This window comes from Leptospira mtsangambouensis, assembly GCF_004770475.1.
GTDB lineage: Bacteria > Spirochaetota > Leptospiria > Leptospirales > Leptospiraceae > Leptospira_A > Leptospira_A mtsangambouensis.
Window position 1 is genome coordinate 58,826 of record NZ_RQHK01000005.1, and the last position, 18,245, is coordinate 77,070.

Here is an 18,245-nt window from a genome sequence, read left to right on the forward strand (position 1 = left end):
TGAATGAACCAACCGATAGAAAATCCTTCCAAACATGGTTATGAAATCCATCATGATACTTGTTTCGGATGCGGGAAAGAAAACCCATTAGGACTCGTCGCAGATTTCACTTTTCACGATGAAACAGGAGAAGTAAACTTTACTTATAGTTTTAAAAGAATGTACAACGGAGCCCCTGGCTTTGTTCACGGAGGGATCCTATCAACTGTTTTGGATGAGGCAATGGGAGGTCTCTGCTTTCATTTAGGATACATTGTGATGACAGACACTATGAGTTTCAAATTCCATAAGGCAACGCCAGTCGAAAAAGAATTACTAATTCGCGCATGGCCAATTAAAAAAGCAAAACGCAAAGTTCTCCTGGAATGTGAACTTACTTCGCTTGACGGAGAAACTTTATACGTAAAAGGAGAGGGAGCATTCCACATTCTCCCTCCACGTTTTTTCTCCGATAAGTTGACGGGAGGAAAAATTGCGATTGCGAATGAATTACTATCGGTAAATAAATTGAAACGCGCACATCTCTTTGACAGGATAGAAACATGAAATACAAACTTCTCTACTTAACCATTGCAACACTCCTTATCCAATGTTCTGGTGCCTCCGTAAAAGACGGATCAGGCGACCAAGAGTTTGAGTTAAAACTAACAAAAGGTAAGTGGATACGAACAGAGAGATTTAAAAACTCAGGCGGAATTCGTGCCATCGGAGAAGTAAAAGCAGAATGCGGTGGAACAAAGTGTACGGACGACCAAGTTGCGAAATTCGCTCCTGCAAAAATTAAATCACTCCCAAAACATGGTGCCTGGGAAGAATACATTCAATTCGAACAACCCGGCTCTACCGCAGAAAATCCGAAATACAAATCAACTCTTGACCAAATAGGAGAATATGTTGACGGCAAAAAAATAGGAATTTGGAAAAAACCTGATCCAGAAAGCCCACAGAAATTTTTGGCTGAAACACCCTGGGTGGATGGAAAAAAAGAAGGAGTTGCGAAAACTTTCGACAAACAAGGAAATGTGACCTCCGAGACAACCTATGTAGATGATAAAAAAAATGGGCCTTATTATCGAAAGAACAACAAAGGGGAATGGGTCGAAAAGGGATCTTTCAAAGATAACGAAGAAGATGGTGAATGGACTTATTATTTTGTAGGTGCAGATGGAAACGGAATCAAAACAAAAGTTTCTTTTGCTAACGGACTAAAGAATGGTTTAGAAATCAATTATTACAAAGATGGTGCTGTGGAGTCACAAGGTTCATATTCATCTGATATTAGAAGTGGTCTATGGAAAATGTTCGGTGCAAAGGGAAACATTCTAGCAGAAGGAAATTATTCTAAAAAAGAAAATTCTGAAAACTTAGATATCAAATACGAAAGAACTGGAATCTGGAAAGAATACTACGCAGACGGAAAAATATTTGGAACAGGTCCAAGAAAACATACAAGAACCGGTGAATGGAAGTTTTATTACAAAAACGGCCAAATCGGTTACCATGGGAATATGGCAAACGAAAGTATGTTAGAATCTGCTAAAGTATATGATAATACTGGTAAAATTCTTGGAGAGGGGAAACTTTTCTTTTCTCTAGTCAAAATTGATGAAGAAACCCAAGATTTAAAATTAAATTACAAACCAAGCATTCCTTATACTTACTTTTATCCATCTGGGAAAAAACGTATGGTCATCCGTTCTACTGAGGATGCAACAGAGTATTCAGAAGATGGAAGAGAATTAGGGAAAGGACCTGTAGAACCTCAAGGAAGAAAAATGGGATGTTGGACCATTGGAGGCAAAACAGAATATTATATGATCGATAAACCAATGCCAAAAATGACTCCATCACAATGCAAATAAACAAAGAACAAATTACAGAAATATCCGATCAGGTAAAATTACTTAGGTCGGAACTATCCGAATCTATCTCAGGGATGGACAATGTCATCCAATCCCTTTTTGTTGGACTTGTAGCAAATGGCCACGTACTTCTAGAGGGAATGCCAGGCCTTGCCAAAACACTCCTTGCGAAAAACTTAGCATCAATCATTGATGCTAAGTTTTCGAGAGTTCAATTCACTCCGGATTTATTGCCAGCAGATCTTACCGGAACAAATATTTTTAACCCAAAAACCTCATCATTTGAAATTAGAAAAGGCCCCATATTCACCAATGTACTGTTAGCTGATGAAATCAACAGAGCACCTGCAAAAGTACAATCGGCCTTACTCCAATGTATGGAAGAAAGACAGGTGTCGATTGCTGATGAAACTTTCGACCTAGAGCCCCCATTTTTTGTGATCGCCACACAAAACCCAATCGATCAAGAAGGAACATACCCACTTCCAGAAGCACAATTAGATCGTTTTTTGTTTAAAGTAATCGTCACCTATCCCTCTTTTGAAGACGAAGTAGCAATCCTACATCAACATGGAAACTTGGATTTTACTAAGAAAAAAGCAAAGAAAGTTATGAAACCAAAAGAAATCCAAAAGATTTCAGAAATTTCAAACCGTGTATTTGTTGAACCAAAACTACAATCCTACATAGTTAACTTAACACGCAATACACGACCGCAAACCACAAGCGATAACGAATTAAAAAACTTTATCCAACATGGAGTAAGCCCCAGAGCAAGCCTTGCTATGTTAAAAGTGAGTCGGATCAACGCTCTTTTAGAAGGTAGAGATTTTGTGATTCCCGAGGATATACAGCGTTTTTTCTCGGAAATTGTCAAACATAGACTTCACTTAACCATTGATGCGATTAGCGAGGACATCAGCACAGATTCTATTATCAAACGAATCCTATCTGTCACGGAAGTTCCTTAGATGTTGACGCACGAACTGAAACGTCTCCTCCAAGTTTTGCAATGGGAAACGAAAAAGAAATTTTCATCGACCAGACAAGGTTTTCTTCCAATGAGAGAAAAAGGTCGGGGACTAGATTTCAAAGAAGTGCGTAACTACCATTTCGGAGATGACATTCGTTACATTGATTGGAATGTCACTTCCAGAACTGGGGAATTGTATACAAAAGAATATTACGAAGAAAGAGACGCATCCATTATCATCTTCTATGATATGAGTGACTCAATGAGTGAATCAAAAAAAGACACTGCCTTTCAAATTGCTTTGTTTTTGTCCTTATTTCATATTAAATTGGGAAACCGAATTTTACTCGTTACCTTTTCCGATCGCTCTCATTCTCCAGGCAAATGGTTAAGAACAGAAGCAGATGTATTTAAAACTTTTACAAATATCACAAAACAAACAGAAGGTGGCAAAACAAACTATAATTCTGCTTATCAATTTGCATTTAGACTTTATCCCAAATTTGCAGTTTGTTACTGGATTTCCGATTTTATCGAATTTGGGGACTATTTGACCTCCAAACAAAATGCAAAAGTTTGGGAACCAATTGGGATCTGGATTCAGGATGAATTAGATACATTGGATTTTCCTTTTTGGTTCAAATTTTTCCGCCAAATATCACAAGAAATACCCAATTTAAGAAATAAAAAAACTACATATGTCGCTGATCTGAAAGCAGCAAAAAAATTTTTTGGCTCTAATTTAGTCCAAGTCAATCCAAACGCCAAACTCTCAAATCAAATTCTACCACTCTTCAAAATCAAACGCAATGGCTAAATATATACTTCTAATTCTTATCTCTTCCTTTTCTTTATTTGCCACTCCTAAGGAAACAATCCAAGAAGAGGAAATCTTTGTAGGTGATACTGTACATTATCAATTAGAACTTACCGAAGGAGTTGAGAGTGACTTACAAATGGAAGAAGGAGATTTTTACGAAGACTCTACAATGCCTTCTTTCAAAATTTTTAACATCAAAAAAGATAATACAAAACTATCCGCTACAATTTTATTTTATAAACCAGGAAATTTTATTCTCCCTATATCTTGGAAGGAAAATGGCGAAGAAAAAAATTCAACAAAAACAATAAAAGTCAAATCGCAACTACTAGGTTCAGAAACGGATATTGAAGACAGTGAACCTCCCATTAATTTTTCCGGTCCTTATCTTTTTCGTTTGTTACTTGTTTTACTCATCACTGCAATCAACCTATATTTATTATATGCACTTTATTTATACTGGAAGTCAAAGCCAAAAGTGGTGGATGCACTATGGGAAAAACAACCAGTTTTACAAGAAACAACCAAACGCCTTCACGTGATCGAAACATATTTAGAGTCGGAATCAATTTACGAAAAAGAACTTGCCTTTAAGATTAGTGAATATGCAAAAGAAGTGTATTCCAAAAGATTAGAAAAAAATTTTTTAGGAAACACTGATTCCGAATTTTTAGCAGAACTTTTCGATAGAACACATATCGATGAATCCATCCTTCGCAACCTTAGAATTTTTTTCAGAAACACTAAATACGACAATAACCAAACCAAACTAGAAAAAGAGGAAGCCCGATCTGTTTGGGAAAAAATTAAAAAGGATATGGAATTGTAATGTTTGATCAGTTTCAAAGACCATATCTTCTATTTTTAATCATCCCATTATTATTAGTTGCGTTTTATCAATGGAAATCCAAAAAATTTGGAGGAGTTTTACTCATCCAATCGGATAGATTCCAAAAACAAAATTCATTTTTATCTACAAAATTTAGATGCGTTCTATTAATTCTTACAGAGGTTCTATTTTATATAGCAGGAATATTTTTGGTAATTGCAGCAGCAGGGCCAGGAGAAAAATACAAACTAACACCTGATAGCACCAGTGGAATCGATATTATGATTGCCTTAGATATCTCAGGATCTATGGTAAATTCCTATGATTTTTTACCAAAAAACAGACTCACTGTTTCAAAAGAACTACTCCGAGAGTTCATTCAAAAAAGATTATATGATCGAATCGGAATTGTGTTATTTGCGGGAGCTGCTTACCTACAATCTCCATTATCAAGCGATCGATATGCGTTGGATGAATTAATCACCGAAACATCAGACGAAGATATCACCGAACAAGGTACTGCCGTCGGCGATGCATTGGTTCTTTCAACGTACCGATTGAAAGACTCGCAAGCAAAATCAAAAATTATCATCTTACTCACTGATGGTGTTTCGAATACCGGAAAATTGGATCCAGAAACAGCATCCTATGCAGCCAAAGCTTTTGGGATCAAAGTTTATTCCATTGGCATCGGGAAAGAGCAGGGTCAATATGAAGTGAATTACGAATCCCTAGAGTCAATATCAACTGGAACCAAGGGAAAATTTTTCCGGGCAGAATCACCCGAAGTTTTACAAGAAGTGCTAAACGAAATCAATGGCTTAGAAGTCGTAGAGCTACCGTCTAAACCAATGGAAATTCACGAAACACATTTCCCTTCGGCCTTATTCGTTTTCTTTATTCTATTGGGAGTGGCGGGTCTATTAATGATATACCCACTAACAGAAAAACTATGATTGACATCCTAACGGTAACGAAGGTTGCGATTATTTCTATTGTTCTCTGGACATTTTTATTTTCCGGAAAACTTTTTATAAATATAAAAACAAATTCATTCAAAGAAAAACACCCCAATCTAAAAAATAGAATTTTTTCAGCAAATACAAGATTTTACTTCCTACGAATTCTCTGTTTTCTTATCTCTCTAACCCTTGCCTTCTATTCTTTATTTAAGGTAAAAGCAACAGAAGTCGAATCCACAAAAGAATTCGAGTCCGCTGATATTTTATTTGTTGTGGATGTAAGTTTATCAATGAATGCAACTGATGTAAGACCGAGTCGACTAAAACGATTTCAAGACTTAGCATTACGAATTCTTCCGAACTTAAAAGGAAATAGAATTGGGATCGTTGTTTTTGCAGGTCAATCTTTTTCGTTTTGCCCACTCACATCAGATATTGCTGCAGTCGCAGACTATATACAGGCATTAGGCGTAGAGATGGTAGGAGCGAAAGGAACAGATCTATCTATCGCCTTAGATCGAGTCAATCTAATCAGAAAAAAAAACAATGTTATCTCCTCTCAAATTACCATCATTGTATCAGATGGAGAAGACCACGAAAATCAGAATATACCGCCAATCGCTGGTGAGGTGATTGTTTGGGGAATCGGGACGGAAGAAGGAGGGAACATTGAATACCGCGATCCAGGGACAGGAAGAGGGGGCTATGTCACAACGGATGCTGGAATTACCGAATCACTTTCTGCACCAAATTTAGTAATTTCGCAAATGAATGTTTCTAAGTTAAAATCTATTGCAGACCAAAATCATGGAACATACCATGATGTTTCTTTCCAAGCGGACGGTGCATATGCTTTGTTAGATACTGTCCATACTATCAAAAAAAGAAAAATTCAAACCATCGAAAGATTCAAAAATGAGGATGGAGCCCACCCATACTTGATTGCCGCTTTTTTCTTTTTATTTTTAGAGCGACTCTTAAACTTATTTTTACAAAACACACTCAAGGGTATTTTTACAATTTTTTTCTTTCTTTTCTCCTTATTTGGCCAGACGAATTTATATGCATGGGAATTGGATCCAGGTGGCAATACCATTGAGAAGGGAGTCAAATCCTATCAGAACAAAAATTATAACGAAAGCCAAATGGAATTCCAAAAAGCAAAGGAATACATTCATGACGATCCAAGACTTTTATACAATGAATCTGCCACGGCTTATCAGCTGGGACAATACAAAGAAGCAATTGGAATTTCTGAAAAAATATTAACCCATCCCAAATCGAACGATGACCTCAAAGCAAAAACATATTTTAACCTTGGTAATATTTATTCAAGATTAGGTGACAAAAAAAATGCATTAAAAGCATATTCAAAAACTTTGGAGATAAATCCGGATCATTTACCTACAAAGAAAAACATAGAACACCTAACAAAGGATAAAGAGGGCGAAGAAAAACCAAAAAAAGACGAAAATAACGAACAACCACAACCAAAACAGGAAAAACGGAACAAAAAAGAAGAGAAAACAGATGCAGAAAAAATTTTGGATCCATTTTCTCAAGACTCCATCTTAAAAAACAAAAGAGGGGGATCTTTTGATAATGAAAAGTTTTGGTAACAAAAAAAATACGCTTCTATTTCTATACATTTTCCTCCTACCACTGGCTGCCATAAATCCCTCTGAAGTTGAATTCCATTTATTTCCTAACGAATTTTCATTAGGAGAACATGCCAAATTAGAAGTGAGGGCCCACGGAGACAAAATCTTCCGAACAACCCAAACAAATTTAAAACAAAATGGAGTTCGAATCCGTTTTTCTGGAAGCGGAACAGAAACACAAATCATCAACTTTAAAGTTTCAAAATCTCAAATACTCAATTTTTATGTAGATACAGAATCTGAAGGCACATTCCATCTGCCAGAAATTTCAGTGGAGTATGACAACAAGATTTATAAATCACCCCCCATCCAATTCAAAGTTAGCAAAAAAAGTAAGAACTCTCAAAATCAATTTTTCAATCCATTCCCATACGAAGATTTTGAAACGCCTACGGAAGGTTCACCTGAAGTTGTGTTCCATACCAATAAATCTATATTTTATAAAGGAGAACCTATTGTTGGGTACTTTGTGCTCTACTACAATGGATATAGACAACCCTTTCTAGAGAGAGATCCTAACCAATCCATCTCGTTTCCATATTTTCTCTCAGAAACACTAAGACAAGTATCCGTTCAAATTGAACCAGAAGTCCAAAGAAACAATACTCTTAAAAAAACCTTAGTATATGACAAAGAAATATATGGATTAACACCGATTAAATCAGGTAGGTTCCAAATCGGAAAAACAAAATTTATTTCTGGAGATAGTTTACGTTTTAACTCACTACAAGAAACTGTGGATACAACTCCAGCCACTGTGACAGTATTAAATCTTCCGACAAAGCAACCGGAAACATTTACCGGTGCGATCGGAAATTTCCAACTCAACCTCACCAATTTTCCAAAAGAAGTCCATAGAGGAGAAACTGTTTATTTCGAAATCACAATAGAAGGGGAAGGGGGCCATGAGGGAATTAAACCTTCGGACGATTCGAAAACAAAATACCAATTAATCTCACAAACCAGAAATAAAACATTTCGAAAGTTAGAATCTGGTGAATATGGATTTTATTCTGTTGTTCGCTTTCTTTATGGCCATCAAGTAGCAGATGAAGAAAAACTCCAACTTGGGCCATACCAATTTTCTTACTTTTCTTTAAAAGATTCACAATACAAAACACTCTCTCTACAATTTCCAAACTTGCCCATCCTTTCGGAAAAGAAAAAAGAACCGAAAGAAAAATTGGATCATATGACAAATTCAAAAGCACCTTCCATTTTCATTTTAGTTTTTCTTGCTGTTTTTGGCACTCTTTCATACCTAGGATATAGAAAGTATCGATTGAATCTCCAGGCAAATGAGTTTGTAGATTTGGTTCAAAACTTTGGAAAAAAAAGGAATGTATTCCTTGTTGATTATTTAGAAAAAAAAGGTATCACCGAAGAAAACATCCAACTCCTTTCAAATTTAATTGAAAGAGGAGATAAAGAAACCCCAAAAAAAACATTCTTATCTTTATCTAAATTCGAGAAAACAAAAGTCTTAAAATTAACAAAACAATTAAAAACAAAGGAGTAATATATGTCAGCTGAAGAATCAGGAAAAATTAGTGTAGAAACAGAGAATATCTTTCCTATCATAAAAAAATGGTTATATTCTGAGAAAGATATTTTCTTAAGAGAATTAGTTTCCAATGCAAGTGATGCAATCACCAAACTAAAAAAAATCTCTTTATCGGAAGAGTTTGAAGGCGGGAACGATTACAAAATCGATTTAAATTTTGATGTGGATACCCGAATCCTAAGCATTGAAGACAATGGGGTTGGTATGACGACAGAAGAAGTCAAAAAATACATCAACCAAATTGCATTTTCCGGTGCCACAGACTTTGCAAAACAATACCAAAATGCAGAAAACAAAGCCGAAATCATTGGCCACTTTGGACTTGGATTCTATTCCTCTTTTATGGTTTCCAAAAAAGTTACAATAGAAACAAAATCATACAAAAAGGGACAAACAGCCGTTCTATGGTCAAGTGAGTCCGGTACCGATTTTACTATTTCACCCATTGAAAAGGAATCAAGAGGTACTAAAATTTCTCTTTATTTGGATAGTGAGTCTGGCGAGTATCTAGACAAATGGAAACTTAAAGAACTAATCAAAAAATACTGTGATTTTTTACCCGTAGGGATCTATGTCCAAGGCGAAAAGGCAAATCGAGAAAAACCTCTTTGGTCTGACGAACCAGCCAAAATCTCTCAAGAAGAATATAAAGATTTTTATTCTTATTTGTTCCCGTTCTCAGGAGAATCTCTCTTCCATATTCATTTAAACGTTGATTATCCATTCCGTTTACAAGGTATTTTGTATTTTCCAAAGTTAACTCACGAGTTAGAAGCTTCAAAAAACGGAATCAAACTTTTTTGTAATCATGTATTTGTGAGTGATAATGCAAGTGAGTTGATCCCACAATTTCTCACAATTCTCAAAGGAACCATAGACATTCCAGATCTACCGCTAAATGTTTCCAGATCTTACTTACAAAACGATCCGTTGGTAAAAAAAATATCAAACCATATCATTAAAAAAGTTGCTGATCGTTTGATCGAAGACTTCAAAAAAGATAGATCAAAATACGAATCAAACTGGGAAGATATTTCTTTATTTGTAAAGTATGGAGTTCTTACCGATGAAAAATTTTATGAAGCAATGAAGGACCATCTGATTTTTAAGAATTCAGAGGGTGGATACTCAACTACTTCCGAATATTGGGAAAAAAATAAGGAAAAAAACCAAAACAAAATTTTTTACGCCAACGAAACAGAAATGGGATCCGTTTATATGGAACTTCTAAAATCACAAGGTTTAGAAGCATTACTTGTAGATTCCAAAATAGACTCTCACCTCATCCAACACTTAGAGATGAAAAATCCCGATTGGAAGTTCCAAAGAGTCGATTCTGAAATTGCTGATCAAATTGTGGATAAAGATGCTCCAAAAGATCTAGTAAACGAAGAAAACAAAACGGAATCCGATCGAATTCAAAATTTATTTCAATCTTCCTTACCAAAAGAAGGTGTTGAAATCAAGGTAGAAGCCTTAAAATCACTAGAAGTTCCTGGTGTGATTCTTTTACCAGAGTTTATGAGAAGAATGTCTGAAATGAACTCCATGTTAAACAGAGAAGACATGAAAAACATTCTCAAGTCTCACACTCTCATGGTTAACTCAAAGTCCCCACTTGTAAAGTCCGCCTTACAAGCGTTCGAAGGAATAAACTCCGAAAAAGGCAAAAAGTTAGCTAGAGTCATTTATGACCTTGCTTTGCTCTCAGCGAAGGTTATGGATGAAAAGGAAGTATCCGAATATACCAAAAGGACAACGGAATTCCTCCAAGAGATTTTTTCTTCCTAACGATAAATCCCTATAGAAAGATTTGGCAACGATCCCTATTTTTGGGATTGTTGCCATGTGATCCAGATTTGTATAACAAGTCGCCTTAGTTCTCTACCCGTTGTCGTTGCTTACAAAAAGGGATACTTTGAAGAATTCGGTGTCAAAGTCACTCTTCACGTCAACACCCATCACAAGGCCATTATGCCATTACTGGACGCCGGTCGAGTGGAAGCAGGTGAGGTCCCAACCATCGCCTACCTTCAGGATAGTTTTCTCAAAAAATCAAAACTCAAACGAATTTACAAAGGGATATATCTTTATCATTCTCCTTTATCATTTTATTCTCGATTCCAATTCAAACCAGAAGATCTCACAAGAAACAAAGCCTACATACTCCCTGTACCTCACCAATACTCAGTCGAGAGATTGTATGCAGAAAAATTTTTAGAAGAGTATGCCCCAAAAAATCCAGTCAAGGTTCGTTACATTGACACTCCAGGATTTTTAGAAGAAAAAGAATTTTTAAAACCTACATGTCTGGGACTAGTTTCAGATCCATTTTCAAGCCCTTTCCTTCGAAACTTCCAAGACTTTGCCAATACCTTAGAACTACCAATCCTCGAAACCAAATCCTTTTTTCCATCCACCTTACTTGCGTTTAGTGGAGATGCGGTATTAAAAACGGGACGAGAGATTTCGGGTGTTCTTCTTGCTGTTAAAAAAGCAATTGATCTTTTGCAAAACACAAACCAACTCAGTAATGGAAATTTATGGGATGACCTACAACTTTCGCATTTTTACCCACACCTTAGAGTAGGGGAGACAAAAAATCTTCTAAACTCCAACCCTCTCATCCAAAAAGGTATTTTTTCTTATAAAGGAGACGCAGACACACTGTTCCCTCTCCTAAAAGATGTATATTTTCGACTCATCCGAAGGGTCATCCAACCCGATGCTGTCCGATCTGCATTCGACTTTGATGAAATCCTATCCGCATTAGAACCAAAAAAAGTATTTGATGTTCGTAAACTCAACAGTTTCCAAGAACCGACAGAAACAAAACTTCACGCACCTTCACAAATCAACTACAGAAAACTCAATGCTGTACGTCACCTCATTGTGGATGTTAACTCAGTCGTTTTAGATATCCTACAAGGAAATTACAATTCAAGACTTAACTCAGACGAAACTTTGCAACTTGACAACCGGGTGAAAGTTCTCGTCAACTCGATGTTAGATTCCTTCAACGCAAAGTTGGAGTTACAAAGAGAAGAAATTACAGAACTCGAAAATTTAATCTCAATCCTAGAAATCAAACTAGATAGATCCGCTGTCGATTTACAATATTCAGAAGAAAAATACAGATACTTATTCGAATTTTCAAGAGAGGCAATTGCACTCGTAGATGCTGATACAGGAAGCATTCTCGAAGCAAACAACCAATTCCGATCTCTCACTGGATACACTCGTGGCGACATCACGAAGTTGAGTATTGAAGATATCATCCTAGGAAACCAAGTTTCAAACCAACTCCGGTTTGGCTCAGACCTTTCTTCCGACACAATGTTATCCTTACCCGATGCAGAAATTATGCTAAAAGATGGATCAAAATTAGAAGTGGATATCAGCTTCACATCCATCCTACTTTCCCCAAAAAAACGCTACCAAGTTCAGTTCCGACCAAATTCAGAAAAAAAAGAACAAGAGCGATTGCAACACGAATTTATCTCCAATGTAAGCCACGAACTCAGAAGCCCGATGACAAACATCCGAGGGTATTTGGAGTTTTTTAAATCCGATCCTTCGTTACCATTTAACACCGAACATAAAAATATGTTGGAAGTGATTGATAAAAATGCAAAAAGACTTAGTTTTTTAATTGAAAACCTACTCAAACTCACTACTTCAAGAGAAAAAGATAAAGAAGATGAGGTCATCGAAATTTTCGATCCAGTACCTGTGATCGAAGATGTCATTCATATGAATTCCCATCTTGCAAAAGGGAAACCTATTGAATGGGACTTATCACTCAAAAAAGGTTTTTTTCTGCGAGGGATCAAATTTGAATTCTCTCAAATCATTACGAATCTATACGTAAACGCTTTAAAATATACTTCAAAAGGGAAAATTGGAATCTCAATTCGAGAAACCAATGGCAAAATTGAAATCACAGTGGAAGATACAGGCATTGGCATCGATCCAAATTACAAAAATCAAATCTTCGATCGTTTCTTTCGAATTCCTTCTTCCGATAACAAAAAAATCGGAGGAACAGGGCTTGGTTTATCTATTGTTAAGTCACTCGTGGACAAAATGTCCGGAGAAATTTTTGTAGAAAGCAGAATGGGAGAAGGAAGCAAATTTACAATTTACTTCCCCAAAGTAAACGTTAGCGTTTAGATACTTTTTTCTTTTTGGGAATTTGTTTTTTCTTTGGAGCCGATTTTGTTTTGTTTTTAGCAGATAAATCGTTTGGTTTCAACATCGCAATTGCTGGCATATTTTTTTCTTCCAGCTGCATTCCCGAAAGAAGAAGAGATAACTCCAACATTTCTCTGGTTCCTAATAGATGCATCATCTCCAATGCTTTACTCATACCCAATTTTTTAAATATCTGAATCGCATTGGAAACACCAAAAAACTTAATCAGTACAGGCAATTCTTCCAATCCACGTTGTTTGATCCATTTTTTACAATCCGCGACTGAGAGTTCGTTCACAAGCTGAATAACAGGACCGACTTGAACTTCATCTACAAGCCAAAGAAAATCTTTCATTGGAATTTCTTTGAGTAAGGCAATTGACTTTTCAATTCCTAATGTTTTAAGGATCTCCACACTTGTTTCACGGCCTAATGTTTTTGCAAGTAACCCCACATCATGCGGAGGGATACTCCGAGAAACAAGAGCCAAATCGGCCATGGGCAAGGAGTGAATGAAATAAACTAAATCTTCATCCTCATTTTCGCGAATCATCTCCACAAGGACCTTCTCAGGAATTTGTTTGACCAGTTCCACAACCGTATCTTCACTTAATTTTTGTGTGAGAACGATCAACCTTTCCTTGGGGACTTTCCCCGTTAAAGAAAGTAACTTCTCATAACCAAGATTCTTCAAAATCTGGAAGGATTTTTTGGGGCCAAGTTTTTCTAAATATTGATACACACTTTGGATCGTAACGAGAACTTCTTTCATTTGCCCCAACTTTGGATACAAACTGTCAGAATCTTTATAAAATTCCAGAGAAATTCCTTTTCGAATCTGTTAAAATTTGCAAAATGGAAGTGTGAAGCTCTACCAACTTTGTTTTCTTTTGATTTTTTACATTTTGGGAGTAGGGGGGCTCATATTTTTTAAGACAGCTCCCTATGACCACTCCCTATCAGCATTGATCGGAATTTGGGAAGGATTTTATGAAATCAACCCCAATCTGGTCGATTCAAATTTTGTAATTTACAAATCAGGCGGGTATGATGGTCAATTCTTCTACCTTCTCGCAAAAGATCTGTTTGTTTCCTCAGATTGGGATCTCATTGTTGACTCTTACCACTTCCGCTTTCATCGGCTAGGTCTTTCTCTTTTAGCAGGGGCCATTTCAAATCTAGTCGGGTTTTTTTATTACCCGATGGTTACACTCACTATCCTATTCTCCACTTTTTTAATTTCTGTCTTTTGTTTGTATTCCTTACTACCAGAATCCAAAAAATGGTATGTTATCTTTTATTTGTTTTCTCCGTTTTCGTTAAATGCAAATTTACTTTTGGTTGCCGATTCGCTTTTTGTAAGTTTCGGAATCATTGCATTTTATTTTTTTAAAAACAAAAAAGATTTTTGGGCTGTATTCTTTTTTTTCATGATGGTGATCACTCGAGAACTAGGAGTATTATTTTTAATTCCCATCATTTTCAAAGCATTGGGGGAAAAAAAATGGGGACAGATGTTTGCCTATTCTATTCCAGGATTCGCATTTCTTTGTTTGGTGATTTTTGGGCTCATCCACCCGCCAAACCATTTGGGAACGAACCCTCTAGGGTTCAAGGATATGACAGACTTCCCATTGTTTGGATTTTTTAAAAGTTTTCAAGAGAATGGCTCTTTTCAGTTTAAACCAAAAGAATTTCCAAAAATCCTGTTTTTTATCTCGCTCATTTCCATTACCGTTGCCTCTGTCCAATCCCTAAAAAACAATCTTCCGAAGAACATCAATGTACTTGTTCCTATTTTCGGTAGTTTGTTTGTCATCTTCATTGCGGAACAAGGTTATTGGAGATCTTTTGATAACTTGAGTCGTATGTTTACACTCATTTTACCTTTTTCATTGTTACTAGAAGATAGCTTTAAAAATCTTTTTTTGCGTTTTTTCCTAGGCATATCTTCCAGTTTGTTTGTATTTTTAATGATCAGGATCCTCTGGATCACACCAACAAAGGAGTTCTTTTTTAGCCTATGATTTCTTTAGCCTATTCACCTTGTCCAAACGATACATTTCTTTTTTACCATTTGATCCGAAACACAAACTATCCAGTAAAAGAAGAATTATATGATGTGGAAAACTTAAACGAGTTTGCTTTTCAAGGAAAATTCCCTGTCACAAAACTTTCATTTGCAGCATACTTCCATATTATCGAAAAATACATTTTACTAGAAACGGGATCAGCTTTAGGTAGGGGCTGTGGTCCCATTCTTGTTCGAAAAAAAAATTCCAAAACAGACCTAAACAATTATAAACAACTATATATCCCAGGGATGCTCACCACTGCGAATCTCTTATTATCCCTATATACAAACGGAACACAAAAACCAACTGCCCTTCGTTATGACGAAATCATACCCAAGGTACTCAGTGAAGAAGGAAGCTTAGGTGTCATCATCCACGAAGAACGATTTACTTACGAAGAACGAGGAATGGAAAAAGTCGTCGATCTTGGGGAATGGTGGGAAGAATCAACGGGATACCCAATTCCCTTAGGTGCAATTGCAATCCGAAGAGACATTCCACGTGAGGTAGCCCTCCAATTCCAATCTAATCTTAGAGAAAGCTTAAAAGCAGCATACTTAGAACCAAAAGAAATGATGGATTATATCCGCTCTAACTCGCAAAACAAGGATGATGCGGTTATCAAATCACATATCAATCTATATGTGAATGATTTTACAAAAAACTTAGGACATGAAGGGCATGGGGCAGTAGAGTATCTACTCAAACGGGCCATCGAGGCAGGTTTTATTAAAAAACCCACCTCACAACCTTTGTTTTTAGGAGAAAGTTAACATACAAAGGATACTTCCTTTGTCTCGTTTACAGGCTTCAATGGCTTTTGCCACAAGCATTCCCGGCTTCAATTTTGCCGGGTCTGCTTTGACGGCATGACCGGAAGATAAACCTGATACCAAAAGATCCCCTGGATAAATTGGCACTTGTGTTGCATCCACATGGATCTTAGTCATTCCAAGCAAAGCAACAAGAACATATTCCACTGCTTTTTCTTGTTTTCCAAAAACAACATGGGCATTGGCCACAGAAACACCAATGACATTTGTGGAGTAGGGGTGTTTGGACCTTCCTAGAACACCAGGTTCTTCGGTGGCAATCAATAGATCTCCTGCTGTCACTACATCTTTGCCATCCAAACGGAAGTATCTAGCAATACATTCCTCACCACCTTCTTTTGTGATGCGAAGATTCCCTTCAAATAAAGATTCTCCGTTAGCATAAATTGCTTTTCCAGAACCAGAAAGTTCAATTTCGGGAATACCTTTCCCGTCAACAATCAATGCAAAATCAGATTGTGATACAAATCGTCCGCCTGGTGCCGTAGTTCCGGCGCCTAAAATCCCTGCAGACTGTTTTGGTGTTTGGCCTTTGGAAATCCCAAATACACCAACAGAATCACCAAACCCAGATACACCTGTTCCAATAGAAACACCCACAACACCCGTTCCCACTTTTGTATTTTTCCCAAAAATGATCGCGTCGTTTGCTTGCGGAGGGACAAAACCTTTAGAAGAAGCGGCTGCTTCCCCTGTGATTTTTAATAACCCGGTATGGGAATTATAATCATGTTCTTTTTCTGCATAAGGATGTGTATGTGGTTTTGGATCTCTTTTGTCTGACAAACGAGGATCATCAGAAAGCACCACCTTACCGGGAACTGCTTCACCGTGGTTTGCAAGAAGGACAATCCCTGCATCTTGGAACCCTGCCTTCGCCAAACGTTTGTCATTCCCTTGGACAACAGCACCTGGTTTAGTTTCACCGGAGTGCGCGAGCTGCACAATCCCATGAAGTTCTGTACTGGCATGTTTCAAACGTTTATCATTTCCTTGGACAACAGTGTTTGGCTCTTCCCCACCGTTTGATGCAAGTTGCACAATCCCTTTTGCAGTTGTTGTTGCGTCTCTCAATCGAGGGTCATCACCAGTAACTACTTTATCAACGGCAACTTCACCTGCATCCGCCAGTTGCACCAAACCAACTGATTTTTTTGTGGCCACTCGCAAACGGGAATCATTCCCTTGGACAACAACTCCAGGCCGAGTCTCTCCGTCTAACGCAAGCTCCACGATCCCAGGATGATCCGTGGAAGCACTCCGCAAACGTTCATCATCCGACTGGACCACAAGTCCTGGCCTTGCTTCCCCGCTTCGAGACAATCTTACTAATCCATGAGTGAGTTCAGTGGCAATTTTTAGGCGTTTATCATTTCCTTGGACAGCGACACCTGGTTTTTCTTCCCCATCAGAAGCCAATTCGACGATTCCACGGTATTCGGTAGTGGCATCACGTAGACGTCTATCGTTTGCCTGGACCACAACACCTTCCTTTACCTCTCCATCCACCGCCAAACGGATAATACCCGATCGTAAGACGGACGCATAAGGCAGAGGTTCTCTTGCAGGCCCACCGTAATCTTTTTTATCCGGACTAGAATACAATTCAAGTTCAATGACTTCCGTCACATAATCTTTTTTATTCTGCTGTTTCTCTTGGAAAAAAACTAGTTTTAAATACCTTAAGTTAACAGGTGAAAATCTCCATTTATACCAAGTTCCAGGTTCTGACAAAAAGAAATTTTCCTCATGCAACTGGTGCCAAGTGATATCATCTTCACTATAATAAGTAACAAAACGTTCTGGAAAATTTGTAATAGGATCGTTTTTTGTGAGCATTCGCATTTCTTCAATACGATTCACTGAGCCCATATCCAAAATTAAATACTCTTCTTCTGGTTCTTCCTTCTTTTTAGAAGACCATCCATAATCAGGTCTTGTATCAAAAAGATTTTCTTTTACAGCCAAACGATCCAATTCCGAACTCGCCTGGATGGACTGAACTCCCGTGATGAGGATTTTCAATTGCCCAAAACTGATCCGATTTTTTCCGTTACTTGCCTTTCTTGAAATTTTAGAAACAAATTTCACATAACGAGCGCTAGTGAGAGAAAACAGCCATTTGGCAGAAGTTTTAAAGGATTTTCGAAAAGAAGATTCTTGTAAAATCGGTTCCCAATACTTCCCATCATGTGATAACTCAAACCGGAAAGAGTCGGGGAAAAAATCCAACCCGTCTTTGCCAGGTAGAAGTTCGATCCCATTAAAATACACAACATCATCAAACTTAAAGATGATGGAGGAAAGAGAAGACTGTTCCTTTTCTTCGAAAAAGGATAAAAATTCTTCGTTTTTGATTTCAAAGGTTCCAGAAGTGGACACTGATTTGATGGGCAAAGAGTAGGGGTGGCTTGTGCGAATTAAATGATCTTTCATGCGCTTATTGATGCTGATTCCTTCCAAAAAATACCG

General features: G+C 37.2%; 14 protein-coding genes. 12 read left to right on the plus strand and 2 right to left on the minus strand.

Annotated features, from left to right (window positions below; genetic code table 11):
* The first annotated feature begins 3 nt into the window (after positions 1–3).
* From EHR01_RS08465 to EHR01_RS08510, 10 genes are read left to right on the plus strand one after another with little or no spacing between them, the layout of a single operon-like run.
* Positions 4–546, plus strand: a complete 543-nt coding sequence (locus EHR01_RS08465) for a PaaI family thioesterase (RefSeq protein ID WP_135694262.1) — start codon at positions 4–6, stop codon at positions 544–546.
* A complete protein-coding gene (locus EHR01_RS08470) occupies positions 543–1,862 on the plus strand; it encodes an LIC20035 family adhesin (protein ID WP_135694264.1) in 1,320 nt (439 codons plus the stop codon). The genes EHR01_RS08465 and EHR01_RS08470 overlap by 4 nt, the downstream gene beginning before the upstream one ends.
* Positions 1,853–2,833 (plus strand): AAA family ATPase, encoded by a 981-nt coding sequence (locus EHR01_RS08475; RefSeq protein ID WP_135694266.1) that lies wholly within the window; start codon positions 1,853–1,855, stop codon positions 2,831–2,833. The genes EHR01_RS08470 and EHR01_RS08475 overlap by 10 nt, the downstream gene beginning before the upstream one ends.
* Complete coding sequence (locus EHR01_RS08480) at positions 2,834–3,652, plus strand: DUF58 domain-containing protein (RefSeq protein WP_135694268.1); 819 nt, start codon at positions 2,834–2,836, stop codon at positions 3,650–3,652.
* A complete protein-coding gene (locus tag EHR01_RS08485; protein ID WP_135694270.1) occupies positions 3,645–4,484 on the plus strand; it encodes an LB_053 family protein in 840 nt (279 codons plus the stop codon). Before EHR01_RS08480 ends, EHR01_RS08485 begins: the two co-directional genes overlap by 8 nt.
* On the plus strand, positions 4,484–5,440 hold the full coding sequence (gene batA / locus EHR01_RS08490) for a VWA domain-containing protein BatA (RefSeq protein ID WP_135694272.1): 957 nt from the start codon (positions 4,484–4,486) through the stop codon (positions 5,438–5,440). The genes EHR01_RS08485 and batA overlap by 1 nt, the downstream gene beginning before the upstream one ends.
* Positions 5,437–7,065 carry a VWA domain-containing protein BatB gene (gene batB, locus EHR01_RS08495; protein ID WP_135694273.1) on the plus strand — a complete coding sequence of 543 codons (1,629 nt, stop codon included), beginning with the start codon at positions 5,437–5,439 and terminating at the stop codon, positions 7,063–7,065. The genes batA and batB overlap by 4 nt, the downstream gene beginning before the upstream one ends.
* Positions 7,049–8,626: a BatD family protein gene (locus EHR01_RS08500; RefSeq protein WP_135694275.1), complete on the plus strand. Its 1,578-nt coding sequence runs from the start codon at positions 7,049–7,051 to the stop codon at positions 8,624–8,626. Before batB ends, EHR01_RS08500 begins: the two co-directional genes overlap by 17 nt.
* Positions 8,627–8,629: 3 nt before the next feature.
* Positions 8,630–10,462 (plus strand): molecular chaperone HtpG, encoded by a 1,833-nt coding sequence (gene htpG / locus EHR01_RS08505; protein ID WP_135694277.1) that lies wholly within the window; start codon positions 8,630–8,632, stop codon positions 10,460–10,462.
* Between the two features lie 57 nt (positions 10,463–10,519).
* Positions 10,520–12,844, plus strand: a complete 2,325-nt coding sequence (locus tag EHR01_RS08510; RefSeq protein WP_135694278.1) for a sensor histidine kinase — start codon at positions 10,520–10,522, stop codon at positions 12,842–12,844.
* Here EHR01_RS08510 and EHR01_RS08515 read toward each other — a convergent pair.
* A complete protein-coding gene (locus EHR01_RS08515; protein WP_244310030.1) occupies positions 12,834–13,637 on the minus strand; it encodes a hypothetical protein in 804 nt (267 codons plus the stop codon). The genes EHR01_RS08510 and EHR01_RS08515 overlap by 11 nt on opposite strands.
* Before the next feature lie 76 nt (positions 13,638–13,713).
* On the opposite strand from EHR01_RS08515, the gene EHR01_RS08520 reads away from it, so the two are divergent.
* Both EHR01_RS08520 and EHR01_RS08525 read left to right on the plus strand, forming a co-directional pair.
* Entirely contained in the window at positions 13,714–14,892 is a 1,179-nt protein-coding gene (locus tag EHR01_RS08520) for an AZOBR_p60025 family cell surface glycopolymer formation protein (protein WP_135694281.1), read from the plus strand.
* A complete protein-coding gene (locus EHR01_RS08525; protein ID WP_135694283.1) occupies positions 14,889–15,713 on the plus strand; it encodes a 1,4-dihydroxy-6-naphtoate synthase in 825 nt (274 codons plus the stop codon). Before EHR01_RS08520 ends, EHR01_RS08525 begins: the two co-directional genes overlap by 4 nt.
* Here EHR01_RS08525 and EHR01_RS08530 read toward each other — a convergent pair.
* A complete protein-coding gene (locus EHR01_RS08530) occupies positions 15,699–18,209 on the minus strand; it encodes a discoidin domain-containing protein (protein WP_135694284.1) in 2,511 nt (836 codons plus the stop codon). The genes EHR01_RS08525 and EHR01_RS08530 overlap by 15 nt on opposite strands.
* Between the last annotated feature and the right edge of the window lie 36 nt (positions 18,210–18,245).

Excerpts from the sequence above, each read along its gene's own strand:
- batA (WP_135694272.1), top strand. The coding sequence starts at position 4,484 with ATGTTTGATCAGTTTCAAAGACCATATCTTCTATTTTTAATCATCCCA.
- EHR01_RS08475 (WP_135694266.1), top strand. The coding sequence starts at position 1,853 with ATGCAAATAAACAAAGAACAAATTACAGAAATATCCGATCAGGTAAAA.
- EHR01_RS08530 (WP_135694284.1), bottom strand. The coding sequence starts at position 18,209 with ATGAAAGATCATTTAATTCGCACAAGCCACCCCTACTCTTTGCCCATC.
- EHR01_RS08470 (WP_135694264.1), top strand. The coding sequence starts at position 543 with ATGAAATACAAACTTCTCTACTTAACCATTGCAACACTCCTTATCCAA.
- EHR01_RS08525 (WP_135694283.1), top strand. The coding sequence starts at position 14,889 with ATGATTTCTTTAGCCTATTCACCTTGTCCAAACGATACATTTCTTTTT.
- batB (WP_135694273.1), top strand. The coding sequence starts at position 5,437 with ATGATTGACATCCTAACGGTAACGAAGGTTGCGATTATTTCTATTGTT.
- EHR01_RS08485 (WP_135694270.1), top strand. The coding sequence starts at position 3,645 with ATGGCTAAATATATACTTCTAATTCTTATCTCTTCCTTTTCTTTATTT.
- EHR01_RS08480 (WP_135694268.1), top strand. The coding sequence starts at position 2,834 with ATGTTGACGCACGAACTGAAACGTCTCCTCCAAGTTTTGCAATGGGAA.
- EHR01_RS08500 (WP_135694275.1), top strand. The coding sequence starts at position 7,049 with ATGAAAAGTTTTGGTAACAAAAAAAATACGCTTCTATTTCTATACATT.
- EHR01_RS08515 (WP_244310030.1), bottom strand. The coding sequence starts at position 13,637 with ATGAAAGAAGTTCTCGTTACGATCCAAAGTGTGTATCAATATTTAGAA.
- htpG (WP_135694277.1), top strand. The coding sequence starts at position 8,630 with ATGTCAGCTGAAGAATCAGGAAAAATTAGTGTAGAAACAGAGAATATC.
- EHR01_RS08465 (WP_135694262.1), top strand. The coding sequence starts at position 4 with ATGAACCAACCGATAGAAAATCCTTCCAAACATGGTTATGAAATCCAT.